The 25255-nt window shown below is 60.8% G+C and carries 23 protein-coding genes; 14 read left to right on the plus strand and 9 right to left on the minus strand.

Translation table 11 applies throughout. From position 1 onward, the window contains the following. The first annotated feature begins 231 nt into the window (after positions 1–231). A complete protein-coding gene (locus HOP58_RS06785; RefSeq protein WP_234259908.1) occupies positions 232–846 on the plus strand; it encodes a biliverdin-producing heme oxygenase in 615 nt (204 codons plus the stop codon). Between the two features lie 4 nt (positions 847–850). Here the strand turns inward: HOP58_RS06785 and HOP58_RS23255 are convergent, their stop codons facing one another. Beyond that, positions 851–1087 (minus strand): NUDIX domain-containing protein, encoded by a 237-nt coding sequence (locus tag HOP58_RS23255; protein WP_346657453.1) that lies wholly within the window; start codon positions 1085–1087, stop codon positions 851–853. Between the two features lie 191 nt (positions 1088–1278). On the opposite strand from HOP58_RS23255, the gene HOP58_RS06790 reads away from it, so the two are divergent. From HOP58_RS06790 to HOP58_RS06810, 5 genes are all read left to right on the plus strand, one after another. Beyond that, positions 1279–4299: a TonB-dependent receptor gene (locus HOP58_RS06790; RefSeq protein ID WP_010626789.1), complete on the plus strand. Its 3021-nt coding sequence runs from the start codon at positions 1279–1281 to the stop codon at positions 4297–4299. Positions 4300–4435: 136 nt separating this feature from the next. Continuing rightward, positions 4436–5041: a heme acquisition protein HasA gene (locus HOP58_RS06795; RefSeq protein WP_010626790.1), complete on the plus strand. Its 606-nt coding sequence runs from the start codon at positions 4436–4438 to the stop codon at positions 5039–5041. Positions 5042–5266: 225 nt separating this feature from the next. Beyond that, entirely contained in the window at positions 5267–7015 is a 1749-nt protein-coding gene (locus tag HOP58_RS06800) for a type I secretion system permease/ATPase (RefSeq protein ID WP_010626791.1), read from the plus strand. Then, the gene (locus HOP58_RS06805; protein WP_010626792.1) at positions 7012–8382 is read left to right on the plus strand and encodes an HlyD family type I secretion periplasmic adaptor subunit; all 1371 of its coding nucleotides are present in this window, start codon (positions 7012–7014) and stop codon (positions 8380–8382) included. The genes HOP58_RS06800 and HOP58_RS06805 overlap by 4 nt, the downstream gene beginning before the upstream one ends. Then, positions 8382–9731 (plus strand): TolC family outer membrane protein, encoded by a 1350-nt coding sequence (locus HOP58_RS06810; RefSeq protein ID WP_010626793.1) that lies wholly within the window; start codon positions 8382–8384, stop codon positions 9729–9731. Before HOP58_RS06805 ends, HOP58_RS06810 begins: the two co-directional genes overlap by 1 nt. Before the next feature lie 12 nt (positions 9732–9743). Here the strand turns inward: HOP58_RS06810 and HOP58_RS06815 are convergent, their stop codons facing one another. Continuing rightward, on the minus strand, positions 9744–10328 hold the full coding sequence (locus HOP58_RS06815; protein WP_035590189.1) for a cytochrome b/b6 domain-containing protein: 585 nt from the start codon (positions 10326–10328) through the stop codon (positions 9744–9746). A gap of 19 nt (positions 10329–10347) precedes the next feature. Further along, positions 10348–11277: a siderophore-interacting protein gene (locus HOP58_RS06820; RefSeq protein ID WP_010626795.1), complete on the minus strand. Its 930-nt coding sequence runs from the start codon at positions 11275–11277 to the stop codon at positions 10348–10350. 142 nt (positions 11278–11419) lie between these two features. On the opposite strand from HOP58_RS06820, the gene HOP58_RS06825 reads away from it, so the two are divergent. Both HOP58_RS06825 and HOP58_RS06830 read left to right on the plus strand, forming a co-directional pair. Further along, positions 11420–11791: a YbaN family protein gene (locus HOP58_RS06825; protein WP_234254374.1), complete on the plus strand. Its 372-nt coding sequence runs from the start codon at positions 11420–11422 to the stop codon at positions 11789–11791. Positions 11792–11863: 72 nt separating this feature from the next. Continuing rightward, the gene (locus HOP58_RS06830) at positions 11864–12892 is read left to right on the plus strand and encodes a 5'-nucleotidase (RefSeq protein ID WP_234259909.1); all 1029 of its coding nucleotides are present in this window, start codon (positions 11864–11866) and stop codon (positions 12890–12892) included. Between the two features lie 87 nt (positions 12893–12979). On the opposite strand, the gene HOP58_RS06835 is transcribed toward HOP58_RS06830, so the two are convergent. The 3 genes from HOP58_RS06835 to HOP58_RS06845 form a co-directional block, all read right to left on the minus strand. Next, positions 12980–13390 (minus strand): hypothetical protein, encoded by a 411-nt coding sequence (locus tag HOP58_RS06835; RefSeq protein ID WP_234259910.1) that lies wholly within the window; start codon positions 13388–13390, stop codon positions 12980–12982. A 68-nt stretch (positions 13391–13458) separates the two neighbouring features. Continuing rightward, positions 13459–14181, minus strand: a complete 723-nt coding sequence (locus HOP58_RS06840) for an SDR family oxidoreductase (RefSeq protein ID WP_234259911.1) — start codon at positions 14179–14181, stop codon at positions 13459–13461. Between the two features lie 589 nt (positions 14182–14770). Next, entirely contained in the window at positions 14771–15667 is an 897-nt protein-coding gene (locus tag HOP58_RS06845) for an SDR family oxidoreductase (protein ID WP_234259912.1), read from the minus strand. 644 nt (positions 15668–16311) lie between these two features. Between HOP58_RS06845 and HOP58_RS06850 the strand changes: the two genes are divergently transcribed. Further along, positions 16312–17256: an AraC family transcriptional regulator gene (locus HOP58_RS06850; protein WP_234259913.1), complete on the plus strand. Its 945-nt coding sequence runs from the start codon at positions 16312–16314 to the stop codon at positions 17254–17256. 75 nt (positions 17257–17331) lie between these two features. Here HOP58_RS06850 and HOP58_RS06855 read toward each other — a convergent pair whose 3' ends face one another. Next, positions 17332–17898: a TetR/AcrR family transcriptional regulator gene (locus HOP58_RS06855; RefSeq protein ID WP_234259914.1), complete on the minus strand. Its 567-nt coding sequence runs from the start codon at positions 17896–17898 to the stop codon at positions 17332–17334. Between the two features lie 122 nt (positions 17899–18020). Between HOP58_RS06855 and HOP58_RS06860 the strand changes: the two genes are divergently transcribed. The 4 genes from HOP58_RS06860 to HOP58_RS06875 all read left to right on the plus strand — a co-directional run bounded on the left by HOP58_RS06860 (position 18021) and on the right by HOP58_RS06875 (position 21991). After that, the gene (locus HOP58_RS06860; RefSeq protein WP_234259915.1) at positions 18021–19025 is read left to right on the plus strand and encodes an NADP-dependent oxidoreductase; all 1005 of its coding nucleotides are present in this window, start codon (positions 18021–18023) and stop codon (positions 19023–19025) included. A gap of 20 nt (positions 19026–19045) precedes the next feature. After that, entirely contained in the window at positions 19046–20164 is a 1119-nt protein-coding gene (locus HOP58_RS06865) for an alpha/beta hydrolase (protein ID WP_234259916.1), read from the plus strand. 57 nt (positions 20165–20221) lie between these two features. Further along, complete coding sequence (locus tag HOP58_RS06870) at positions 20222–21274, plus strand: hypothetical protein (RefSeq protein ID WP_234259917.1); 1053 nt, start codon at positions 20222–20224, stop codon at positions 21272–21274. 81 nt (positions 21275–21355) lie between these two features. Continuing rightward, on the plus strand, positions 21356–21991 hold the full coding sequence (locus tag HOP58_RS06875; RefSeq protein ID WP_234259918.1) for an NAD(P)H-dependent oxidoreductase: 636 nt from the start codon (positions 21356–21358) through the stop codon (positions 21989–21991). 344 nt (positions 21992–22335) lie between these two features. Here the strand turns inward: HOP58_RS06875 and HOP58_RS06880 are convergent, their stop codons facing one another. Together HOP58_RS06880 and HOP58_RS06885 are read right to left on the minus strand one after the other, a co-directional pair. Next, positions 22336–23280, minus strand: a complete 945-nt coding sequence (locus HOP58_RS06880) for an alpha/beta fold hydrolase (RefSeq protein ID WP_234259919.1) — start codon at positions 23278–23280, stop codon at positions 22336–22338. A 53-nt stretch (positions 23281–23333) separates the two neighbouring features. After that, positions 23334–24092, minus strand: coding sequence for an SDR family oxidoreductase (locus HOP58_RS06885; RefSeq protein WP_234259920.1), 759 nt, complete (start codon positions 24090–24092; stop codon positions 23334–23336). Between the two features lie 98 nt (positions 24093–24190). On the opposite strand from HOP58_RS06885, the gene HOP58_RS06890 reads away from it, so the two are divergent. Beyond that, positions 24191–25102 (plus strand): AraC family transcriptional regulator, encoded by a 912-nt coding sequence (locus tag HOP58_RS06890; protein WP_234259921.1) that lies wholly within the window; start codon positions 24191–24193, stop codon positions 25100–25102. Positions 25103–25255: the final 153 nt, after the last annotated feature.

Consider the following 25255-nt stretch of genomic DNA (forward strand, 5'->3'; position numbering starts at 1 on the left):
AGCACTTCCAGAAGCTGGAACTGGTCGTCAGCAACGTCAAGTTCCAGGACGGGGAGCAAGTGGTTGATCAATCAGACAGGAATGCGGCCTGATCGCCATCCACCAGATTTGACGATAACTCCCTGGAAACCAGCCTGGGGATAACCGTCAGGCGTCTGCCAGGCGTTACCTGGCTGGCGTCGCCAGCGCACGCTACCCAGCAAACTGTCCCTTCCCTATGACGAGGCCCTCATGGAAACCGTAACCCCGCCAGAGCAGACCACCGTTCAGCCACTCAGCAAGCGCCTCAAGTATGCCACCCGAGAGCAGCATGAGCGGGTTGATCACGCGATCATGACGCTGCGCCCTTTTGACGACCTGGAAGGCTATGCGCGCTTCTTGCGGGTGCAATACGGCTTTCAACAGCGCTGCCTGCCCGTCTATCGCCATCCACAGCTGGCCGACTGGATCTCCGACTTGACCCTGCGCTGTCGATACGCCGCCGTGGTACGCGACTGCCTGGATTTGAATGTCGACGTCGACGCCGAACGTCAGGCACAGGCCAAGCCGTTGGCAGCGCCGACAAGTGAGGCGGCGCCTTATCTGCTGGGTTGGCTGTATGTGAACGAGGGCTCCAATCTGGGGGCGGCCTTTCTGTTCAAGCGAGCCGCCGAGCTGGGGCTATCTGCCAGCTACGGTGCGCGCCATCTGGCGCCCAGCGACGATGGCCGCGGCCTGCATTGGAGAAACTTCACGCAACAGCTGGATGCGATACCGCTGCCTGAGACCGGCATCACTCAGGCGATCGCCGGTGCCAAGGAGGCCTTCGCCTGCGTCGAAGCGCTAGCGCGCCCGCTGGTTCGTTGAGGTGTCAATCGCCAAGGGCGAATCGAGGTAACGATGTGCCTAGCGCCGGGTAGCCAGTCCCGCCGCGCATAGATGATTGAGCAGCTCTGCGGGCAGCGGCGGCGCGCAGACTCTCGCCGGGCTCGATCTTGCCACCGGGAACGGACCATAAGCCCGCTTCAGGCGGGTTCAGGCGTTTTACCATCAGGGTGGCGCCATCTTCGCGCCGAATGACGGTACAAGCAGCTTGTATGGTTTTCACTGCACTGGCCCTCTTTCGAGGCTTGAGCCCCCGTGCTCATAGCCTGCCACTCTAGCGTAACGCTGGCACGCTCTCTGCAACATCGCGATTGCAATCGATTTTGGCCGAATCATTGAGGAACTCCTCAGCCTCGAACGTTTATTGAATGAGAAGCAAAATCATTCAATAAGTCTGATGCAGAGGGACGTCAAATGCAGCATGAACAGCGTGAGAGGCTACCCGGCGCGGGGAAAGGTCTCTATCGCAAGGTCGCGGAGGGGGCTGGCATCGTCGTGATGCTGACGATTTTCGTGATACTCGTCGGGCTGCGCGAGGCTCATGGGCAGACGGGAGAAAGCCGTGATACGACGGGGCAGGGCGATGACCAGACGCTCGCCCAGCAGCGTTACCGCTTCGATCTGCCCGAGCAGTCGTTGCTCTATTCGCTGGGTGAATTCACTGCCATTACCAACATCTCGGTACTGCGTCCGGACGACCGGGCCATCGGTGGCGTGGCGCCGGCGCTGCAGGGCGAGATGACCGCCGACGAGGCCTTGCGTGCTCTGCTGATGGGAAGCGGTTTGGCCGTTGAATATCGTAATGCGCGTACTGCCGAACTCGTCGAGCCGCGGCCCGCCACCATGACCACCGTGGGCGACCAGGTCATGTTCAGCACCCTGACGGTTACCGCTGGCCGTCTGGGCGACGACTGGGTCTACCACGAACCGCGCTCGGTGAGCGTGATCAGCCGCGAGCGTATTGACCAGCGTCCGCCTCGCCACGCTTCCGATATGCTGATCGAGACGCCCGGTGTGGCGAGCGCCACCAATCGGCACAACCCTGGGCTATCGGTGAATATCCGCGGCATGCAGGATTTTGGCCGCGTCAATATGATGATCGACGGCATGCGCCAGAACTTCGTCCAGAACGCTCACCAGCAACGTAATGGCGAAATGTATGTCGACTCGGAGCTGCTGTCTGGCGCGGTGGTAGAGCGGGGCCCACGCAGCGGAGTGCATGGTGCTACCGCCATCGCGGGTAGCGTCAATTTTCAGACGCTCGACTATGACGATGTCATTCTTCCTGACAATGACGTTGGCGTACGTCTGAGGGGGATCACCGGTGCCGGAGGAGAAGGTAACGGCGTCAACTTTATCGGTAGCGTCGCAGTCGCAGGGCGCTTTGGTGACAATCTGGAACTGCTTGGCGCGCGTAGCCGTCGCTCACTGGGCGACTACAGTATCGGCTCGCGGGGCGGTGGTGATCGCAATCGTGTCTGGAGCGATACTGGCTACGACTCCTACTATGATGACGTCAAGTTCGCGCGCCAGACTCAGGAGTCCAGCCTGTTCAAGGGCCGGTTGCATCTCACGCCTGAACAGTCCTTGCAGTTCACCTATGCCGGTACCGAGATCGACTATAGCAATACCACTGACGCAGATCCCTCTATGCAGGAGAGCGGCACGCCCTGGCGCGAGCTGGGTACGTCGAGCGTCGAATCGCAGAGCCTTGCCTTCGACTACAACTGGAACCCTAGCAACAACAACTGGTTTGATCTCAACGTCAAACTTTATGGCGTGGATACCGAGCTCAACAACTACAACAATCCGGCGTATCCGCCTGGCGACACGGGGTTGGTGGATTTTGCCTGGGATTTCGGATTTTGCGATCAGGACCCGATTCCAAGCTCATGGCAGACCCATTGCAGCTATGGCATTGGCAGGGACCAGAATATCTCGACCCGTACCTACGGTATTCAGGTCGACAACACCTCGCGCTTCGCTCTGAACGACACTACTCAGCTCAGCGCCAATTACGGTATTGAGTATTTTCGCGACAAGGCTGATTCCGAGGTCCGTGTTGATCGTGAAGGGCGCCAACTGCCTGATCATACCCAGTATGGCGAGGGCGAAGCACTGAACCCTTATGGCGAGCGCTCTGTTGGCAGTATCTTTAGCAATCTAACCCTCGAAGACGACCTTTACACCCTATCTGCGGGGCTGCGCTACGACCACTACTGGCTAACGGGCGATACCCAGGTATATGGAACGCGGGCCATCTATGAGTCGCGCTTCGATCGCTATATGCGTCTTCAATGTAACCGTGCGGCAGCTGGCAATGCAAGCGCCGCCGTCTTTTGTGATGCGGGAAGAACCGGTGGCGAAGAGGCGATTTTGGCCATTCCTCTTAATGCATACAACGGTAGTCAGTACGCCGCCAGATGGGAGCAGGAAAATGGTTTCTACGACCATCATGTCGACCGTTCGGCAGGCAAGTTGCTGCCCTCGTTGGCGGCAGCGATTCGCCCGACAGACTGGCTAGAACTCTACGCCAACTGGGGTAAATCTTGGCGCCCACCCTCCATTAATGAAAGCTTGGTAGTTGGTGCGCATCCCGGCTCCGGCAGCAGCTTCATGTTCCCCAACCCCTTTGCGGATGCAGAAACCACTACAAGCTGGGAGGTCGGTGCCAATACGGTATTCAACGACCTGCTGACACCTGGCGACTCCCTATTCGCCAAACTGGGTTACTTCGATACCCGGGCGGATGACTACCTCTTTACAGCAATGGGCGTTGCGCTACCTGGGCAAGGCCGCACCGGTAGCGACGGGGCTGACCCCAGCCGCCTGGCTTTCGTCAATAACCGTACCCGGACTCAGTTCCGCGGCCTCGAACTGGAGAGCCGCTACGATGCTGGCTGGATCTATGGTGGGGTGACCTATACCCACTATCTGGGTAGCCCCAATCAGTTCTGCCCTGACCTCTACTTCGCTGGCGCCGGTCAACATAGGTATGACCAGCCCAACGAGGATGGCTCGATGACGGAGCAGCATGAGATGGCGCGCGAGGCGGGTTACGACTCCTGGGAGGAGTGGGCTAACGACCAGGTGGTCTGCGGCAATATGGCCTTCAATAGCGTGATCGCCAAACCAGTAGACAAGGGTACCGCCAACCTCGGTGTGCGCCTGTTTGACCAGCGTCTGGATACCGGGCTGCGTTACAACTACAGCGGCAATGGCTGGTACAACCAGGACACTGGGGGTGCTCAGACCTGGTTCCGCTACACCACCTGGGACTGGTACGGCAGCTATCGGGTCAACGATCACCTGGCATTCCTGGCCTCAGTGGAGAACCTCACTGATGAAATGTACCTGGATGGCTATTCCGATGCCTTGGCACGGGTCTATTCCCCTGGGCGAACGGCACAGATCGGTATGGAATTGCGCTTCTGATTCGGTGATCCGCGTTGCGGATCATAGAAAGGAACATGCGGGAAATCCCGTATGTCGGTGGTTGCGGTAGGGATCACCATAACGGTGCCATGAGAAAACTCTGACACCTGAATCTGGTAAGTAAAAGGAGAACGATATGACAGCTTCAGTCACTCACTTCGATGAAAGCTTCGAACTTGATGGCATCAACCTGGAAAGCACCCTCTATGATGCTTTGATTGAGTTCCAGCAAAGTGGCTTGGAGGGCTCCCACCCGGCCAATACCGGGGGCTTCAATGGCGGTGATATGTTTAATGGCACCAGTTACTCCTACTACGACGCCGACCTTGGCTTCGCTTTCCAGGCCACGGGTCAACTGAGCTACTACTTCCCGCCGCTCAACGGCAGCCCGGGGGATGGTCCAACCTCACATACTCTGTGGGGCGAGATCGACACTATTACTCTGGGCGTTGGACTCAATGAAAACAGCGGAGAAGTGATCGACCAATGGATCACCTTCACCTTCGATACTCCGATCACGGGTGATGTCTCCGAAGGGCGCGAGAACGATGTCCATGACGTGATCTGGGGCCTGATGAATGGCTCAGTAGAGGGAGCTGACGACAGCATCGGTACTGGCACCAACGGTGGCCTGATCGCTGCGCTGGAGAACAATGGCCTCGATCCCAGCCAAGTCGAACTCGCCGACCTGGTGGGTGTCGGTGCGGCATCCAGCGACCTCGACGTCGCCCTGGCTGCCTGAGCATCGCCACATAATAAAAAAGGCAAGGGGAGCCCCCTTGCCGCAACCTTTGATCACCGCGCCACGGGCCTTATGCCCGGGGCGCGGTGCCTTGGCATTGTCGCCAGCAGTGGCGCGATGTCAAGCATGACCACCGTGACCCTGCGATGAGCGGAACAGATACATGAGCGGGCCCCGACGGGGGCGCGCCGAGTTTCCACGACGCTTATTTAGGGGCAGCCCACCATGAAACCTTCGCGCGGCGAGCCGCGTAACGAGATACGCCAGGCGCTGGGTGCCTATCGCGGCGGCTTTCGCAGCGTTGGCATCTATAGCGCAGTGATCAATCTACTGATGCTGGTGCCGCCGCTCTACATGCTGCAGGTCTACGACCGGGTGCTGGCCTCGGGCAACACCACCACGCTGCTGCTGCTGACGCTGATGGCACTGGGCTTGCTGGCGCTGATGGGGGCGCTGGAGTACGTGCGCAGCCTGGTAGTGATCCAGATCGGCGAGGGGATGGACGAGCATTTGGGTGGGCGGGTCTACGCTGCGGCCTTCGAGCGTGGCCTGCACGGCGGCAATGCCCAGGCGGGGCAGGCCACGCGGGATCTCGACTCGCTGCGCCAGTTCGTTACGGGAAGCGCGATATTCGCTTTCTTCGATGCTCCCTGGTTTCCCCTCTATCTATTGGTGATGTTCCTGTTCCACCCCTGGATTGGCTGCCTGGCACTGGCGGGCGCGTTGCTACTGGTCGCCCTGGCGTGGCTCAACGAGCGTCTCTCCCAGCCACCGTTGAGGGAAGCGGGCGGCCTTTCGGTACAGGCCGCCAGCACCGCCGAGGCCCAACTGCGCCATGCCGAGGCCATCGAAGCCATGGGCATGCTGGGTGCGCTGTCGCGGCGTTGGGCGCGGCTGCATGGCGGTTTTGTTGCCCTGCAGGGGCTAGCCAGCGAGCGCACGGCGCTGATCACCGCGGCGTCTAAAAGCCTGCGCGTGGCGCTGCAGTCACTGGTGCTGGGCTTGGGCGCCTGGTTGGCGGTAGGCGGCGCCATCAGCCCGGGCACCATGATCGCGGGATCGATCCTGATGGGACGTGTGCTGGGGCCCATCGACCAGGTGATCAACGCCTGGCGGCAGTGGAGCACCACGCGCCTGGCACATCAGCGTCTGGCGGCGCTGCTGGAGGCGCATCCTGCCCGCGAAGCGGGCATGGCGCTGCCCGCGCCGCGGGGCGAGGTGGCGGTAGAAGCCGTTAGCGCGATGCCACCGGGAGGCCGCAAACCGACCCTGGTGCAGATCGATGTTCGCCTGGCGCCGGGCGACGCGCTGGGGGTGGTGGGCCCCTCCGGTTCCGGCAAGTCGACCCTGGCGCGGCTGCTGGTGGGTGTATGGCGGCCCCAGGTTGGCACGGTGCGGCTGGATGGCGCCGCCATCCAGCACTGGGACAAGGCCCAGTTAGGGCCGCACATCGGCTACCTGCCCCAAGAGGTGGAGCTGTTTGCCGGCAGCGTGGCGGAGAATATTGCGCGCTTCGCCGAGCCGGATTCCGAAAAAGTGATTGGTGCCGCCAAGGCGGCTGGGGTGCATGAGCTGATCCTGTCGCTGCCCCAGGGCTACGACACGCCGCTGGGCGATGGCGGCGTGGGGCTCTCCGGCGGCCAGCGGCAACGCATCGGCCTGGCCCGGGCGCTCTACGGTCCGCCATCGCTGGTGGTGCTCGACGAGCCCAATGCCAACCTCGACGAAGCCGGTGAGAAGGCGTTGATGGCAGCCCTGCAGTGGCTGCGTGAGCGCAACGTGACGGTGGTGCTGATCACTCATCGGCCTCAGGTGCTGAAGGCCACCACCCACCTGCTGGCGCTGAAGGAAGGCCGGCAGGCGACGTTCGGCTCGACTCAGGAGGTACTGCAGGCGGGGGCAGCACGTCAGGCCGCTTCTAGCGGTGCCACTTTGATGGCGCACAGCCCCTACCAGATGGAGCGCAGCGCATGATGCCACCTACCGATGCGGCACGTGGCGTCGAGCCCGGCCCTGCATTCTCTTCCACCTCGCGGGACACGCCGGACTGGCAAGCGATGGCGCAGCGGCGGAGGCGTCCGCGCCGTCTGGGCGGCTGGCTGTTGCTGACGGGCTTCGTGGGCTTCGTGGTGTGGGCGGCTTTGGCGCCGCTGGATAACGGCGTGGCGGTCCCTGCCACCGTGGTGGTGTCGGGCAACCGCCAGGCGGTGGAGCATCCCAGCGGAGGCATTGTCGAGCGGCTGTGGGTGCGTGAGGGCGACCGCGTCACCCAGGGCCAAGTGTTGGTCAGCCTGGATGCCACCCGCCATGCCAGTGAGGTGGACGTACTGAGCGGCCAATACAGCGCCACCCTGGCGGAGATCGCCCGCCTCGAGGCGGAGCGTGACGGTCTCGTTAGCATCGAATTCCCCGCCGAGCTGACCGCGCAGGCAGATCCCGAATTGCTGACCGTGCTGGCGCTGCACCGCCAACTGTTCGAGAGCCGTCAGGCCTCGCTCGCCTCGGAGCTGGCGGGGCTGGACGCTAGTCTGGCAGGCCAGCGCGCCCAGGCTAGCGGGCTAGAAGCATCGCTGACGCAGAAGCGCCTGCGGCTGGCGCTGCTGGGCGAGCAGCGCGATAACCTGCGCGGCCTGGCGGAAGAGGGCTACATTCCGCGCAACCGGCTACTGGAGATCGAGAGCCAGTACGCCCAACTGCAGGGAGAGCTGGTCGCCGACCGCGGCACCCTGGAGCAGACAGAGCGTCAGATCGACGAACTCAGCCTGCGCATGACCCAGCGCCGCGAGGAGTATCAGCGCGACGTGCGCGAAGCCTTGACCCAGGCACGCTCGCGCATGCGTGAGCTGGCCGGCCGCCTGACCTCGGCGGAGTTCGAGCTGGCCCATACCCAACTGCGCGCCCCGACGGCAGGCATCGTGGTGGGGTTGGCCCAGCACACCGAAGGCGGCGTGGTGGCGCCCGGCGGCCGCCTGATGGAGATCGTCCCCGAGCACGAGCCGCTGCTGGTGGAGGGCCAATTACCGGTCGAGCATATCGACCGGGTGCACGCTGGGCTGTCGGTGGAGCTTGCCTTCACCGCCTTCGAGCGCAGCACCACACCTAGGGTGCCTGGCGAGGTGGCCCAGGTTTCCGCCGACCGCTTGGTCGATGAGCGCAGTGGCGAGCCTTACTACCGCGTTCAGGTAGAAGTGGCGGCGCAAGCCCTGGAGGGACTGGGCAGTGACGTGCTGCGTGCCGGGATGCCGGTGGAAGCCTTCGTGCGCACCGGCGAGCGTACGCTGCTCAACTACCTGTTCAAGCCGCTGCTGGATCGTGCTCGCACCGCCTGGGGGGATGCCTGATGGATAAGCTGGTTAGCCGCGGGTTTGCCGCCTGGCTGCTGATGGCCGGGAGCGGACTGCTGGCCCTGCCCGCCATGGCGCTGGATTTTCTCCAGGCCTACGAGCTGGCGCTGCAGCACGACCCGACCTGGCAAGCGGCCCGCAGCGAGAGCGCCGCGGGCAGCCATGAGCGGGCGCTGGGGCGTGCCGCGCTGATGCCCAATCTGAGCTACCGCTATACCCGCATGCGCAACGACGCTGAGATTCGTCAGGATACTCCCTTGGGTACGACCCGGCAGGACCTGGAATACACCAGCTTCTCTTCTGGTTTCACCCTTACCCAGCCGCTGTTCGATGCAGCGGCATTCGCCCAGTACCGCGAGGGTAAGGCACGCGCCGAGGCCGCCGGCCTGACCCTGGAGCGGGCGCGCCAGGCGCTGGCGGTACGGGTGCTGCAGGCTTATACCGAAGCCCTCTATGCCGAGGAGGAGGTGGGGCTGATGCGCGCCCATGGCAGAGCCTTGGAAGAGGAGGCTGAACGCAGCCGACGCTTCGTGGCAGGCGGCGAGGGCACTCGCACCGACCAGATGGAGATCGAGGCGCAGCGGAGGCTTCTGGCGGCACAGCTGATCGAGGCCGAGGACCGTTGGCAGGATGCCCGCAACGCCCTGGCGATATTGATCGGCCACCTGCCAGCCGCGGCGCTGGTGCCGCTGAGCGATGCCGCGCATATGCAAGAGCCCGACTTCCTGCCGCTTGAAGAGTGGCGCGAGCTGGCCGTGGCCCATAACCCTGAGCTTGCCGCCCAGCGCAGCCTGCTCGAAGCCACCCGGCAGCAGCGAAACCAGCAGCGCGCCGGACATTTGCCCAGCGTGCGGCTGGTGGCGCGCAGCCAGATCACCGACTCCAACGCCGAGAATCAGGTGGGACAGCGCTACGACACCGACAGCATCGGCGTGGAAGTTCAGGTGCCGCTATTCGCTGGAGGGCGCGTGCGCGCCGCCAGCCGTCAGGCCAGCGACACCCTGGAGCAGGCTCGTTTCGAGCTTGACGGCGCCATGGCCGAACTGCTCAACGACGTCGAGCGCCAGTACCGCATGACCCTGAGCAGCCAGCGGCGCATCGAGGCCTACCGCGACGCCGTGGTCGCCGCCGAAGCGCGGCTCGATGCCACCCGGCGCAGCATCCTCGGCGGCGAGCGCACCAACCTCGATGCCCTCAACGCCGAACAGCAGCACGTCGAAGCCCAGCGCGACCTGGTCCGCGCCCGCTACGACTATCTGCTCGCCTGGCTGTCGTTGCGCTGGCAGGCGGGCGTGCTCGACGCTGGCGATATCGAACGGGTGGCGGGGGCTTTCGGTGCAGGTTAGGCGCGAGCTTGGCTAGCTGTCCCGTGTGGTTTGGGGTGAGCCCAGCATGCGCGCCAGGATGCCATCCTTGAGCCACAGGCGATGGGCCAGCGCCATCGCCACATGGCCGGCAATCAGTGCCAGTAGCAGCCAGGCCAGGGTGCTGTGCAGCAGGTCGGCAGGCGCCATCATCCAGGCAATCTCGCGCTCCGCTTCCGGCAGCAGTTCAATGCCATAGAAGATCAGGTGGCCGCCCCGGCCATACTGGCGCAGGATGGCCAGCGCCGGTATCAGAATCAACAGCGCATAGAAGGCCAGGTGCATGCAGCGCGCCAGCAATCCCCCCAAGCCTGGTGGGCGGGGCGGTCGGTGATGGCGCTGGCGATAGGCCCACATGGCGCGCAGCAGCGTTGTCACCAGCAGCATGGCGCCCAACGAGCCGTGGGGGCCGATCCTCGCCAATACCAGAGTGACGGCGTTCTCACCGAATCCCTTCCAGGCCAACAAAACGCCGAATAACAGTATCACTTGCGCTGCCGTCAGCCAGTGGAGGAGACGGCTGACGAGGCCATAGCGATCGGGGGTGTCTCGCCAGTGATTGGCGGGTGATGTCGTCACTTAAGCTTCCGCGCGAGGTTCATTCGTCCGCCTTGCCCAGGCGCCAATAGCCCATGCTGGTGACGCACTGCTTGGGCAGGCCGCACTCATTGACCAGATAGCGGCGAATATCCCGGGTGACCTTGGTTTCTGCCGCAATCCAGGCATAGAAGGGGGCATTGTCGTCGAGACTCGCGGGCTCCCAGAGGACGGCGTTGTCTTCATCCAGCCCCTCGCTGGCGCCACTATGCGGTTGTCCGCCTAGGGCGCGGATCTCCTGATGCAGGTCGATGTCGCGCACCGCTCGCCTCAGCAGATCGCCGTGGTGGCAACCCGGCTCGCTATCGCGGGGTAACCAGCGCAGCTTGGCGGGGGCAGAGAGGGGCTGGATATCGTCCCTACGCGGTACTTCGAGCATGGCCTCTACCCGTGGGGCGAGGGGCAGGTCGTCGAGTGTTTCGAAGATGCCGGCGGCCGCCGGCAGGGCGGTCTCGTCGGCGATAATTAGGATGCGCCGTACGCCCCGCGGTGGCTTCCACTCATAGCCGAGCTTTTCGCCCCCGGCACTGGCCAGCGGAGCGGTCATCGCCAGGCGGTCGCCGGGACGGGCGCGCATCGCCCAGCGTGAGGCGGGGCCGTTGTCGCCGTGCAGCACGAACTCCACATCGACTTCGCCGCGTGCCGGGCGCAGTGCACGAATGGTGTAGGTGCGCATGGGGGGGCGCTCGGCGTCTGGCAGGGCACGATAGGCGCCGAACCAGTCGTGCTCTTCCAGCTTGGCGATCTCGAACAGCGCGTCTAGGCCGTTGGCGTCCTTGGGAAAGAACAGTTTGATGCGTTGGTCCGGTGCGTGGGTGGCCATCCGGCCAACCTGGGGCCCGGTGAAGGTGAACCTGACTAGCGATGGGCTGACCTGGGTACGGCGTGCCAGGGTGATATCGAAAAGGCGGTAGCTCGTGCGTCCAGCCATAGTGGATGACTCCCATGGTGAGGTGGGAATACTATCACTAGTAGTAATGATTCTCAATAACTGACGAATATGATGAATTCCCCCGTTTGGAACGTTAACTCTCATGGCATTGAATGAACCGTACGTTAACGAGGCGATGGTAATGGTGCGATTGTTATGGGTGGCATTGGCGGCATTGAGCTTTGCGGTGGGTTTTCTCGGCCTGTTTCTCCCGCTATTGCCGACCACGGAGTTCATGCTGGCGGCGGTCTATTGTGCATCTCGCGGCTCACCGCGCTTCGAGGCCTGGATTCGCTCGCGGCGCTATGTCGGGCCACTGCTCGAGAACTGGGAGAAGGAGAAGGCGATCCCCCGGCGCGCCAAGTTTGTCGCCGTGGGAATGATCTTCGCCAGCATGGTGATGATTCTGCTGCACCTGGGTGAGGGTTGGCTGCGCTGGGCTATAGTGGCGATGCTGGTTGTGGTGGCGGTTTGGCTGGTCACACGACCGGAGCCTTCTCGGCCCATGCGCTAAGACGAACGATCCAGGCTTACCCCCGGGGGCCGTGACGAAGCTTGATCGATTCTCTTCCCTGGGGCATGGTCAATGGAATCCACCCTTGATCGGCAGCAAGCGACGACCATGGCCTACGATCTCAGTGAACGCTTGGTAATTGGACTGGCATCCAGCGCCTTGTTCGATCTGGAGGAATCCGATCGGGTCTTTCGCGAGCAGGGCGAGGCGTCCTATCGCATCTATCAGCGCGACAACGAGAACAAGCCGTTAAGTACCGGCGTTGCCTTCCCGTTCATCAAGCGTCTGCTGTCATTGAACGAGCTGAGCCCGGACAACCCGCCCATCGAAGTGGTACTGCTCTCGCGCAACGATCCGGAAACCGGACTGCGGGTCATGAAGTCGATCGAGCATCATGAGCTGGGCATTACGCGGGCCATATTTCTTCAGGGGCGTTACCCCCATCGCTTCATTCCGGCGTTGAACATCAGCCTTTTTCTGTCCGCCAATCGCCAGGACGTTGACCAGGCGATCCTGGCCGGGCACCCGGCGGGGCAGGTGCTGTCATCGGGCGATCTCGATCTGACCGACGAGGAGGAGCTGCGCATTGCCTTCGACTTCGATGGCGTGCTGGTCACCGACGAGTCCGAAACCATCTATCAGAAGCAAGGAATCGAAGCCTTTCACGCGTATGAACGGGCCAATGCCCAGGTACCGCCCGCAGCGGGCTTGTTGGCCGTTTTTCTGCGCAAGCTGGCGCATATCCAGATGCTGGAAAAGCAGCGCGAGGAGGAGACGCAGGGAGCGTATCGTCCCAAGGTCAGGGTCTCCATTGTCACCGCCCGCAACGCGCCGGCCCATGAGCGGGTCATCCACACCATGCGTAGCTGGGGCGTGACGGTCAACGAGGCCTATTTCCTCGGCGGCATTGCCAAGGAGCATGTTCTTGGCATCATCAAGCCGCATATTTTCTTCGACGACCAGGCATCCCACCTCTCGGCCACCAGCGATATTCTGCCGTCGGTGCATGTGCCGTTCGGTCAGCTCAACCAGGGCTTGGGTGTGAGTGAGGAAGGTGCCGCTCGGTCTGGCTTTTCGCCGCCGGGAGAGCGTTCGGCATAAAGGTGCGAGGGATTCAGGGGCTGCCTTGAGCCGAATTGAAACAGCATCGCCAGCCCTAAGGCTGGCGATGGTCAACTGCACCGAAGGTCATTCCATTACTGTTGTCAGGTGATAAAAGTTGGTGGAGTCAGTGCCACCTCTGAGCATGTTCGCATGCACTTCCAGCGTATAGTTACCCGGGCTCAGCTGCTGGCTGATGATGAAGTCGCCACTATTACTCCCGGTCTGGGTAACGACGTTACCGTTGCCGTCTCGCAGCACAGCCGTCATCCCGCTATGGTTACCGCCACCGGTATTCATGCCGTGGCTTTGGATGGTGACATTGGAGGTACCGTTCACCTGAAGTCGATAATGATCGACGCCAGACAGCAACTTGGATGATGTGTTGCCTTCCACCAGGTTGAAGGGACCATAGCTCGGCATGGCAGAAGCGTTCCCGACCATTCCCAGGGCCAGCATGACGGTCATGACTGCTGTCGAAATTGCGTTATGTTTCATGGTGTCTTTCCTTTAAATAAAAGTTTTGGCTAGGGCTTGTTGCCCATCGATGTTCGAAGCGGCTTGGCTCATACCGGGCTTGCGGTGGGACGAACCACGATATCGCTGGTGTCCACCCCATCGGGCTGGGCGATGACGTGAGCGATGGCCGCGGCGATGGCCTCGGGCTTGAGGGCAATCTGGCGGAAACTCTTCATCGCTTCGGCGGCGCCGGCATCGGTGATGGTGTCGGCCAATTCAGACTCGACCACGCCGGGATAGACGCAGGTGACGCGCAGGTTGTCGTGCTCCTGGCGCAGCCCGTCGGAAATGGCCCGTACGGCGAACTTGGTGGCGCAGTAGACAGCGCCGGTGGGCACCACGAAGAGGCCGCCGATGGAGGAGATGTTGATCACCTGTCCGCTGCTCTGGGTCTGCATGGTGGGCAGCACGGCAGCGATACCGTGCAGCACGCCGCGGATGTTGACGTCGATCATGCGGTCCCACTCCTCGACCTTGAGCGAGGCCAGGGGCGAGAGCGGCATGACGCCGGCGTTGTTGATGATCACATCGATGCGACCATGGAGCTTCAGCGCGGCATCGGCGAAGGCCTGTACGTCTTCGCGTTGAGTAACATCCAACGCTCGATACTCGACGCTGCCGCCTTCGGAACGAATGGCCTGGGCTAACGCTTCCAGTCGCTCGGTGCGGCGTGCGCCAATGACCAGATGATGGCCTTGTTTGGCCAACAACCGGGCAGTGGCTTCGCCAATGCCGCTGCTGGCGCCGGTGAGAAGAATGACTTTGCTCATATAGAGGTGACTCCGTATGGGTGGCTTGTGACGACTCTCTAACGGGATTCGGATGATCGACATGCGAGTAAGAGCGTCGTTGTAGTAAGCCTACGGGGGTACAGTAAAAGCCGACAGAGTCATTCCTATTGCGGTATTGCCTGATCCTATAGAGGAAGAGTTTTTACGGGGTGTTTTGCCCAAAAGTTTGCCTAAATGTTTATCGAAGCGATAGTGAGGGATACCACTTGGCTAAGTTTTCTACCTTGGTGGCGGGCTGGTCTTCATGCTGGATCAGACTGACTCACATTCGAATTCGACGCCGCGAGGCATGCTCTCAACGCCGATCTATGCGCCCTCAGCGGGCAAAATGTCTCAGAAACGTAAAAACCAGCTTACGATCAGTGCGGCGAGATCGTACGCTGGCTTTCTGCTGAAGAATAAAGAAGTGACGGTTCGGAATTCACGTATACAATGGCACTGAGTAGTCTCAACTTGAGGCTCTTGCCGATTAGTAGCCTGGCCGGGCCTCCGCTGCGCTGCTTGTGGTTCGCCTATGCAATTCAGTGGAGGTTCGTCGCGTCACTTCGATCTACTTTTCACCGATTACCTACTCATCAAGCGTGGACACGCTGAGCAGGCGGTCGAACCCCATGATTTCGAAGACACGCCGGGTCTGCGCGTCAGCGACGGCATTGACTGCGTTAGCTCCGTAGTCGGAATAGTCCACGCTTGTGCGCATCGGCTTTCCTCCTCGGGGCAGTCTCAGCACACGGGCGATTTCATCGCCCACGCTCTGGACCGGTGCGGCGCCGTCGTTTCGAAACATCTGCCTGAGACCCGGTTCGTAACGTTCGAACTCTGAACGGGCACTCTCATAGTTCGAAGCCACCTGCTCATCGGCCGGATATACCGCTGTCGCAAAGTGAGAGGTCCCGTCAAGGAAAATGCCGGGCATGACGATGACCGTTTCAATTCCGTGCGTGTGGACCTCGTAAGCGGTGGATTCGGCGATCGCATCCAGCGCGTATTTTCCAGCCACATACGGCATCATGAACGGCGCTACGATCCGCGTGATCGCGCTCCCGACATAGACCAGTACTCCCTCGCCTCGCTGTCGCATATAAGGCAGCGCAGCTCGGTTCAGCCGGTGTGCGCCGATAGCATTGGTGTTGAAGCTATCCGCCAGCTGCTCAGGAGTGAAAGCTTCGGACATCCCGATAAACAGGTGGGCCGCATTGTGGATCACGACATCGAGGTGCCCGTGATCGTCGATAACACGACCGACGGCGGCCTCGCAGGACTCTTCGCTATGAATGTCCATGTCAACGACATGCACAGAGCCGGCATGATCTCGTGCGTAGGATTCAAGGGCTTCGCGTCGAGTCGCGCTTCGAGTGAGCGGATCGCGAACGCCCGCGTAAACGGCATATCCTTCCCGGATGAGGGTCTGGGCGGTCATGAGGCCCATGCCAGAGCCGGCACCGGAGATAAGCACTGTTTTCATGGTATGTTTCCTTTCCAAGTGATTGGGAGTGCGACCAGGCGCTGGCGGTGAGCCGGACGACGAGGAGACTGGTGCCCATATCTGCCGGCTGTACGATGACGTCAGGCTTGAGACCGCGATCTGGCAGTAGGCGGCTATGGTTTCGGCTGCGATATACTTACCGCATGGAAAGCACGTCGCCACTGAGACCATGGTAAATAGGAGGGGGGGGTAGCGCTAAGGCCGGATACTATTTCGTTATTGCCTGTTCCTATGGTTTGGTAGGAATGCGCGCGGGGCTTGTCTCACGCGTTGGCTTGGTGCGTAGTCTGCTCTGCCAGTCGCACGGTGGCTAAAGCGCGCTCCGATACGGGTCTTACCCACTCGAGCTGCAAGAGATCCTCAGGCGGCTGCCAATGAAGATTCTTCGTTCATCCAGACAGCCCAGTTTTGGCTTAGCTATTCAAGAAGTTCGGTTAGTTTCAAATACCTAGGAACGCAGGGACCTCTTGGATCTCTCCATCTTGATCATACGGGCAATGCCGACAGCGTCATTCCTCTGAAATCATTGCCTATTTCTATTGATGAGTTGTTTTGGTGATCGAATGGGGCGAATCTTGTTGCCTAAACATGAATTTTGCCGGCGAGGCGATGGAGGGTTCGAAATGGCGACAAGGACAAAACCCACCGTTCAGGAACAAATGATTGAGCAGCTCTATCGGCTAGCGCCGCATGAGGGGTTTACCCAGTCGCTGCTGAACGAGGTGCGCTTCATGCGCTCGGACCGTCCGCTGAAGCTCGCCCCGGTGATGTACGAGCCGAGCATCGTGATCGTGTGCCAGGGGCGCAAACGAGGCTACCTGGGCGAGGAAGTGTATCTCTACGATGCCCTGCATTACCTCGTACTGTCGGTACCGCTGCCTTTTGCCGCGGAAACCGAGGCCAGCCCCGAGGAGCCGCTGCTGGCCATTTCGATTCGGCTGGATATGACCGTGGTGGCGGAGCTGGTCTTCATGCTTGACCAGGCGGATGCACGTGCGAAGTCGACACCACGAGGCATGCTCTCCACGCCGCTCGATGCGCCAATGTCAGATGCCACGCTCAGGCTGCTCGAGGCGCTGGCTTCACCTCTTGAGGCGCAAGTGCTGGCGCCCGATATCGTGCGGGAGATCTACTATCGGATACTGGCCGGCGAGCAGGGTGGGAGCGTGCGAGCGGCGCTGGCCCAGCAGGGCCAGTTCGGCAGGATCGCCAAGGCGCTGCACCGTATTCACGCGGAGTACGCCGAGCCCCTGGAGGTAGGGGGCCTGGCCAGCGATGTCGGCATGAGCACGGCGGCCTTTCACGTGCACTTCAAGGCAGTGACGCAAACTTCGCCCCTGCAGTACATCAAGTCGACGCGGCTGCATCAGGCACGCATGATGATGATTCGTGACGGTCTGCCTGCAGCGGCGGCAGCCGCCAGGGTGGGCTACGAGAGTGCTTCGCAGTTCAGCCGCGAGTTCAAACGCTTCTTTGGCCGGCCGCCCGGCGAGGAAGTGCGCGAAATGAAGGCCTCGCTGGCGCTGTTGCCACCTGTACAGGTGGCAGCCCTGGTAGTGTCGCATTGAGAGTTTAGGACGATAAGGCTGGCGCCGCTGACTCACCATCAGCGGGCCAAACGCCTTAGAAAAGATAGCTGATGCTCAAAACCAGCTTATGATCAGCGCGGCGAGATCGTTCGCCGCCTGCTCTTTCGTGCAGCCACCACGGACCATCTCGTCAGACAATGCTTCAGCGGCCCCGATCAGGCCAACGCAGCGACGGTGGACAGCCTCGGGCGAAAGGCGAGACAACGGTGTCAGCACATCTGCATAGAAAGCGATATGGTCTCGAAGCATCTCCTGCTGGTAGGCATCCATCTGCCCATCGCCCTTGAGTGCAGCGGCAATGGCATGCCATTCCGGGCCCACAGCGGTGGTGCACTCCATGTAGGCATCGGCTAGAACCTGCGCGACATCTTCCAAGCGAGCGGAAGTACGCTCCAGCGCGGTTACCAGCGCTGCTACCTGCTGATCCATGATCTCCTTATACAGCGCGATCATCAGCCCAGATCGACTCTCAAAATGGCTGTAGGTAATCGGCTTGCTCACTCCGGCACGCTCAGCAAGCGCGCCAAGCGTCAGTGCATCCGTCCCTTCCTCGCGCACTATCGTGCGAGCGGTTTCAAGGAGCTGAGCCCTTCTGGCTGCTCTCGGAAGTTTTTTCGCCAATTGCCACCCCTCTGCTTGACAGCTTGAGCCTCCCTCATATACTACTAAAAGTAAGTTACTAGTGGTACCTTACTTTTGGTAGCATTCCTTGCCTGGGCGACCCGCCCAACCACGGAGGTTCCATGACCATTCTCTCCCGCCGGTTTCACCTTGTCGACCGCCCAGACGGGCTGCCCCAAGCCGATGATTTCCAACTTGTCGAGAGCGCTCTCGATGCGCCCGCTAGCGGCCAACTGCTCGTGCGCAACGAGTGGCTGTCGGTCGACCCCTACATGCGTGGACGCATGAACGACCGGAAGACCTACATTCCGGCCTTTGAATTGAACCAGCCCCTGGATGGGGCCGCGATCGGGGTCGTCGTCGAAAGCGGTGACAGTCATTTCTCGCCCGGCGACACAGTTAGCCATTTCGCCGGATGGCGCGATCTTGCACTGATCGCAGCAGATTCGGCCACGCGTATCGATACGGACATACCGGTGCAGGCCTATCTAGGGCCGCTCGGCTTCCCCGGTCTGGCCGCCTATGCCGGCCTTCTACGCATCGGCAATCCCAAGCCAGGAGAGACGGTATTCGTCTCGGCAGCAGCGGGAGCGGTGGGATCCGTGGTTGCACAAATAGCCAAGATTAAGGGATGTCGGGTGATCGGTTCGGCCGGCTCGGAAGAAAAACTCCGCTGGTTGCGCGAAGAGGCCGGTGTCGATGCCACGATCAACTACAAGGAAGTGCCAGATCTGACTGAGGCCCTACGCGCAGCGGCCCCCGACGGTGTCGATATCTATTTCGACAATGTTGGCGGGGCCCATCTAGAGGCGGCACTGGCCGTGGCCAACGATTTCGCTCGTTTTCCCCTCTGCGGAATGATCGAGCAGTACAACGGTGCACCCACCGGTATCCGCAACCTGTATTCGGTCAACGAGAAAAGCATCCGACTCGAGGGCATGATCAGCACCAACTATCTCGACATCTGGGAGGAATTCCAGCGCGAGGTCGGGCAATGGATCCGGGAAGGCAAGATGAAATGGCAGGAGACGGTCGTCCATGGCCTCGAGAATACGCCCACCGCCTTCCTCGACCTCTTCTCCGGAAAGAATACCGGGAAGATGCTCATCAAACTCTCCAACCACTGAAGTCGTCTCAGGAAAAGATCATGATCAACCTTTCGCGTAGAGCTGTTCTCACAGGCTTGGCCGCCGCCATGCTTTCTGCGGGCATGCCTTCTCTTTCGTGGGCCGCTGAACCCACGGTCATGCCGCCGGCCCGCATGGTCGAAACCAATGGAATCAACCTGGCAGTGTATGAAGCTGGGGCCGGACCGGCCATTGTTCTGCTTCACGGCTTTCCCGGATTGGCATTCACCTGGCGCCACCAGATCCCCGCACTGGTGGACGCGGGCTACCGCGTGATCGTACCCGACCTGCGAGGCTACGGTCTTAGTGACACCCCCACTGCAGTCGAAGACTACGACATCGCCCAGCTGACGGGAGATGTTGCCGGCTTGATGGATGCGCTCGATGTGGAGAATGCAATCGTCATGGGCCATGACTGGGGCGGCCTTCTCGCATGGCAGATGGCGCTTTTCCATGAAGAGCGCATTGCCGGGGTGATCTCGCTCAATACACCGCACATCCCTCACTGGATGCTTTGGCTCCACCCGGATCTCGTCAATGCCGCATTGCCGGAGGGGCATGACTTCATGGCAGATCCGCACATCGATCCCATCGCCCAAATGCAGGAGGTCTACAGCCCTCAGATGTACGTGCTGATGTTCCAGGATGGGCAAACGGCCGATGACATCATGAACCAGGACATACGGGGCACCTTGAGAGGCGCGATGCGTAAGGACCTCGGCACGCCGGAAGGCTGGGATAGCCTGCCTGAGGCAATCCTGAATATGGAGTATTACGGCCAGCCCGCACCGGCGGAACTCCCTGGGAACGACGTCCTGACCTCAACCGAATTGGACTACTACGTCAGGCATTTCGAGCGCACCGGTTTCACTCCCGCCATCAACTGGTACCGCAACATCGCACGCAACTGGGAGGCGGGGCTTGATATCGATCAAACCGTTCGTGTGCCGTCGCTGATGGTAGCGGCAGCCAACGATGTGGTGCTCAGGCCGAGCATGATGGATGGGATGGAGGCCCATGTGCCGGATCTCGAAACGCATGTCCTTGCCGACACCTGGCATTGGACACCAGAGGAAAAGCCAGAAGAGTTGAACCGGCTGGTCATTGCCTGGCTTGAGCGACACTACGCACCCCATTGAGCCTTTAAGAGCGGCCACCGATAACTGGCGTGCCCTCTGTAATTGCGAAGGCCTGATATGCAGAGCATCCAACCAAACCACTTTTATAGAACGGTGAAGATGATGGAAGAGATGACAGAAAAAGTACTGTTCGTCGGCGGCTCGGGCGTCGTCGGGTCGCGCACGGTAAAGCTATTCCGCGAACGGCAGGCGGGCATCCCAATCCTGATCGGAGGCCGCAATCTGGAAAAGGCCCAGGCTGTCGCACGCGAGCTAGGCTCCGCCGAGGCGATTGAAGTCGATGTCGACAAGCCGGGCCTCGGTCTTTCGAGAGACGTTCCCCTGGCCGCTGTCGTGATGCTGGTGCCCGACGAGGGACTCAAAGGCCTAGCACTGGCGCAGGAAAAGGGCGTGCCTTACCTGAGTATCGGAAACTGGCTAGCCGAAGTGGGTGCCGAGATGGCCCATTTCATGCGACACCCCCAGGCATCGCCAATCGTGCTATCGAGCCATTGGCATGGCGGAACCGCGGTGTTCCTAACGCAGGCCAGCGTAAAGTCACTGGATACAGTTCGATCCGTGAAGGTGGGAGCAATCGTGGACGACCTGGATGCAACCGGTCCTGCCGCCATAGCCGACATGCAACGGGGTAGTGAAGGTGGGATAGGCATCCTTGCATTTAAAAACGGACATCGCGTCTGGCTAACCGGCGCCGCAACAACGCGAACGATCAAAGCTGTCGACGGCCGGGATCTCGAGGCAATGGCTTTCGCTCCCTATGATGTGGTCAGTCTCCACGCCATGACCGGTGCGGACGACGTTCGCTTCGATATTGCCAGCAGCGTCTCTTCGAGCCGGCTGCGAGGAGGCAGCATAGCGACTGAACTCGTCGTGGAAATTGAGGGCGAGGTTGGCGGCAAACCTCAAACGCGTCGCGCGTGCCTTGAGTTTACGAGGGGCCAAGCAACACTGACGGGCGTCAGTGTTGTACTCACGCTTTCGACGGTTCTCGGACTGGAAGGCCAGCCACCCGTTTCGCCAGGTCTCTACTTTCCAGAACATCTTATCGATGCAGACTGGTTCCTGAACGAGCTCATTAGTGCGGGAGCTAAAGTGCTCAAGGTGGGTTAATTATACAATGCAGCATTGTATGAGTGGATCTGGTCAGTCAGGCTTGAGAAAGCACCCTTAATTAAACCAATGGAATTTGTTATGTCATTATTGGATGATTTGCAATGGCGTTATGCTGCTAAAGCGTACGATCCTACGAGAAAAGTCAGCAATGAAGATATCGGCAGAATAGTGGAGGCGGCACGGTTGGCGCCTACATCCTCGGGGCTTCAACCTTTTCGGATCGTATTGATCGAAGACAGCGAGCTTCGAGATAGGATGATACCCGGCTCGCTTAATCCAGACTGCATGCGGGAGTGCTCCCATGTATTAGTATTTGCTGCCTGGGATCGCTATACCGTCGAAAGAATAGACCGTGTATACGATAGGATGACCGACGAGCGTGGCCTGCCCCGGGGACGCTTTGGAAGCTACACAGATCAGCTCAAGACGGTCTATACAAATCAACCGCCGGAAGAAAATTTTTCGCACGCTGCGCGCCAGACTTATATCGCACTCGGTATGGCACTAGTACAGGCAGCCGAACTTCGAATTGATGCTACTCCCGCAGAAGGGTTTGACAATGCGGTGATCGATGAAGTTTTGAATTTGCGAGAGCAAGGTTTACGCAGCGTTTCCCTTATGTATATCGGCTATTCGGATAAAGAGCGGGATTGGCTAGCGCCGATGAAAAAAGTACGCGTACCCAAAGAAGAATTTATTATCGAGTATCCTTAAGGCTCGGCATAACCACGAGCTTTCATGGTCGGGAGCTGGGCATACAGGCCTATATCTCTCGGCCATTTTTTGTTTTGCAGTCTTTGACTGCTTCTGCAGCATTGAGGATCACGTCAATCGCCTCTTGTGGTCGAGGTGCGTCAAGGTCAGGCTCAAAAGAAAAAAGCTGAAGCTGTGTGACTGGCGTCAGGCCGAGTTTCACCCATGTACGGAACTGACTAAAGTTGTGGGCTAGCACGGTAAGCAGCGAGCCACCGGCCGTTCGAAGCCGCACCGGCGAATTTTCGATGAGCGGGTTAAAGCCACTGCCAAAATATGACGGCGAGCTGACATGAGACCTCGTCTCAGCTTTCTTTCATAGTGATCTTCGCGATGGCGGCCACGCTATCTCGGAGCGCGGCCTGGCTCTGTGTCCAGGCGTCTTGCTCGTTGGAGAACTTGCTCCTCAGCCAGGCCAGTATCAAACGCCGGGTCGCCTCCAGCGCCTCGGGATCTTCTACCTCGGTCTCTCTCGCGTCGAGCCCCGCGATTCCGCCGAGCCCATGGCCCACGCCACTGATCGTCAGCAGCGTATCGGCCCCCGGCGCGTCATGGAAGACATCCGCGTGCCACTCGGGGCCACGCCGCGTGAAATGCGGATTATCCTGCGCGCCGCAGACCACAAGCGTCGGCAATTCGATGGTGCTGAAATCCACATCAAAGAAGGGGAAGCGCTTGGCATGCTCGGGCGTCAGATCGACGCCACCGCGCCCCGGGGATGCCAGCAGGATGCCAGCGCGGACGCGTGGATCGGAGAAATCTTCCCCCTGTAAACGCCCGCCAAGCAGCAGGCTGCAGGTTTGGCCACCGAAGGAGTGGCCCGCCACGGCGATCCGGTCGTGGTCCAGCCGTCCTGTGATGGCAGGAGCCTGCCGCTCGATCTCGGATAACTGGTCGAGGATTGCACGCATCTCGACCACGCGCTCGCGCCAGAAGAAGGGGCCTTCAGGGTAGTCGGGGTCAAGCCCACCGACCCGTGAACTGGCGTGGGTTGGCTGAATGACGGCGATCCCCCGCTCGGCCCAGAACTGGGCGAGCGGGGCGTAGCCATCCTTCGAGGGGATATAGTTCGACGGACCGAAACCGTGCGACAGGATCACGATCGGCAAGGCGTCCCCGATGGTGGGTGCGGTGAGACGCAGCTCCAGTGCTTGGCGGCCAGGCATCTCCAGGCGGATCGGCGTGTAGGCTACGGTCAGAGTGGGTTCCGGCGTCGGCAAGGCACGGGACAGGTTGATCAGTCGGTTCATCTGTTCGCCTCATTGGAAGGTCCGGGTGCGATGCCTCTGCCGTGCCTCATAGGTCAGGCGGCGGTGAGGCCTTCTTCGCGGAACCATGTTTCGGCATCGGCGCCGGCGGGTATCTTCATCGGGACGGACTCATCCGTGACGGCACGCCAGACTGCCTGCGCGACATCGCGGGCCTGTGTCTGCTCGGTAGCGGACTGGAGGCGCTGGAAATAGGCCTGCACGAAGTGACCATAGGCTTCTGGCACGTCCATGCCCATACGGGCCACGGCATTGCGTCCGAAGGAGGTCTCGGGCGCGCTGCCGGGCAAGACGAGCCGTACGCGCACGCCGAATTCCGCGGCCTCCAGCGCGAAGCTCTCGGTGAAGGCATTTACCGCTGCCTTGCTAGCGCTATAGATCGACAGGGCAGGCAACGGGCGCAGGGTCACGCTGGAACTGATGTTAACGATCACGCCGCCTCGGCGGTTGCGCATTCCAGGCATCACGGCGCGAGTCATGGCCATGGTACCCAACACGTTAGTCTCGAAGAGTTCGCGAGCATGGGCAATCTCGGCGCCTTCCAGCACGTTGAGCATGCCGACGCCAGCATTGTTCACCAAAGCGTCGAGCGGGCCCGCTTCAGCAATGGCAGCGGCGATGCTCTCCGCGTCGGTTACATCGAGGGTCAGCAGCCGCAGGTTGTCCGAAACGGGCAGGCCCTCGATAGAAGGATTTCGCATCGTGGCGATGACCTCCCATTCCTGGTCAAGGAATTGCGCGACGATGGACTGTCCGAAGCCCGAAGAGGTGCCGGTGATGAGTATACGGGGCATATCTGGTCTCCTCGTCTGATGTGCAAGAGAGGATAGACAGCAGCGTATGTACATTCTATAAACGAATGTCCATAATTATTCATCAAGAGTCCAAAAGTATGCTCGATAGTATCGAAGACCCCCTGTCCAGCGTCGTCACGCTGCTCAAACCGGCGGTGTCCATCTCGAAGATGGTTGAGGCGGGAGGCCAGTGGCAGGTCGAGCGGCATGACATGGCCAGCCCCTTCTACTGCGCGATCGTCGAGGGGGGCTGTCGGGTTGAGGTAACCGGTCAGGCGCCGGTCACGCTGTCGGCCGGAGACTTCATCCTGATCCCCGATCTGCATGGTTTTCGCATGACCAGTGAGGTGCCTCCGGAACCGAAGGGGCCGGGCCGGCCGCTTGAAATCGGCCCCGGGCGGGTTCGTCTCGGCCCCGCTGACGCCCCCGTGGGGATGCGCGCGCTGGTAGGGCACTGCCGCTTCGAAGCACCCGCAAGTGCCCTGCTAGTGTCACTGCTGCCCGAGATGATCCATGTCTCCGGCCACGCCCGCCTGATGGCTCTGGTGCCGGTGATCCACGAGGAGACCCGCGCCGACCGGCCGGGGCGTAAGCTGATCCTCGAGCGGCTTCTGGAGGTGCTACTTATCGAGGCGCTCCGCTCCGGGGCTGCCGTGGACATGCCAGCGGGGCTACTGCGCGGGCTGTCAGACCCGCGACTGGCCGCCGCCTTGCAGCGCATCCACTCGGATGCGGGTGGCGAAATTTCCGTCGCTGGGTTGGCGAAGGACGCGGGCATGTCCCGCTCCGGCTTCTTCGAGAAGTTTCGAAAGGAAATCGGACGTGCGCCGATGGAATACGTGACGGACTGGCGCATGGCCATCGCCAAGACCCTGCTAAGGCAGGGTAAACTTACCAATATGGAGATCGCCCTGCGGGTCGGTTATGGATCCGCCAGCGCCTTCGGGATGGCATTTGTCCGGCACGAGGGCCGTTCTCCCGGTGCGTATGCAGGCAAGCAAAGTCGTTAGGGTTAGACTTAAGGGAATGGCTTTATTACCAGCTACTATGATGCACAGGTTGCTCCCACTCGTGGAGCAATGTCGCGTTTGGGTTCGATATGTGGACCTCCATATCGCGGTACTTGGCCTTCCAGCGGTAGATGGTCTGCTAGGTCACGCCGT

This window comes from Halomonas sp. MCCC 1A11062 (assembly GCF_021404355.1).
Lineage (GTDB): Bacteria > Pseudomonadota > Gammaproteobacteria > Pseudomonadales > Halomonadaceae > Halomonas > Halomonas aerodenitrificans.

Coding starts and splice junctions, on each gene's coding strand:
- HOP58_RS06785 (WP_234259908.1), top strand. CDS start 232: ATGGAAACCGTAACCCCGCCAGAGCAGACCACCGTTCAGCCACTCAGC.
- HOP58_RS06790 (WP_010626789.1), top strand. CDS start 1,279: ATGCAGCATGAACAGCGTGAGAGGCTACCCGGCGCGGGGAAAGGTCTC.
- HOP58_RS06795 (WP_010626790.1), top strand. CDS start 4,436: ATGACAGCTTCAGTCACTCACTTCGATGAAAGCTTCGAACTTGATGGC.
- HOP58_RS06800 (WP_010626791.1), top strand. CDS start 5,267: ATGAAACCTTCGCGCGGCGAGCCGCGTAACGAGATACGCCAGGCGCTG.
- HOP58_RS06805 (WP_010626792.1), top strand. CDS start 7,012: ATGATGCCACCTACCGATGCGGCACGTGGCGTCGAGCCCGGCCCTGCA.
- HOP58_RS06810 (WP_010626793.1), top strand. CDS start 8,382: ATGGATAAGCTGGTTAGCCGCGGGTTTGCCGCCTGGCTGCTGATGGCC.
- HOP58_RS06820 (WP_010626795.1), bottom strand. CDS start 11,277: ATGGCTGGACGCACGAGCTACCGCCTTTTCGATATCACCCTGGCACGC.
- HOP58_RS06825 (WP_234254374.1), top strand. CDS start 11,420: ATGGTGCGATTGTTATGGGTGGCATTGGCGGCATTGAGCTTTGCGGTG.
- HOP58_RS06830 (WP_234259909.1), top strand. CDS start 11,864: ATGGAATCCACCCTTGATCGGCAGCAAGCGACGACCATGGCCTACGAT.
- HOP58_RS06835 (WP_234259910.1), bottom strand. CDS start 13,390: ATGAAACATAACGCAATTTCGACAGCAGTCATGACCGTCATGCTGGCC.
- HOP58_RS06840 (WP_234259911.1), bottom strand. CDS start 14,181: ATGAGCAAAGTCATTCTTCTCACCGGCGCCAGCAGCGGCATTGGCGAA.
- HOP58_RS06845 (WP_234259912.1), bottom strand. CDS start 15,667: ATGAAAACAGTGCTTATCTCCGGTGCCGGCTCTGGCATGGGCCTCATG.
- HOP58_RS06850 (WP_234259913.1), top strand. CDS start 16,312: ATGGCGACAAGGACAAAACCCACCGTTCAGGAACAAATGATTGAGCAG.
- HOP58_RS06860 (WP_234259915.1), top strand. CDS start 18,021: ATGACCATTCTCTCCCGCCGGTTTCACCTTGTCGACCGCCCAGACGGG.
- HOP58_RS06865 (WP_234259916.1), top strand. CDS start 19,046: ATGATCAACCTTTCGCGTAGAGCTGTTCTCACAGGCTTGGCCGCCGCC.
- HOP58_RS06870 (WP_234259917.1), top strand. CDS start 20,222: ATGCAGAGCATCCAACCAAACCACTTTTATAGAACGGTGAAGATGATG.
- HOP58_RS06875 (WP_234259918.1), top strand. CDS start 21,356: ATGTCATTATTGGATGATTTGCAATGGCGTTATGCTGCTAAAGCGTAC.
- HOP58_RS06880 (WP_234259919.1), bottom strand. CDS start 23,280: ATGAACCGACTGATCAACCTGTCCCGTGCCTTGCCGACGCCGGAACCC.
- HOP58_RS06885 (WP_234259920.1), bottom strand. CDS start 24,092: ATGCCCCGTATACTCATCACCGGCACCTCTTCGGGCTTCGGACAGTCC.
- HOP58_RS06890 (WP_234259921.1), top strand. CDS start 24,191: ATGCTCGATAGTATCGAAGACCCCCTGTCCAGCGTCGTCACGCTGCTC.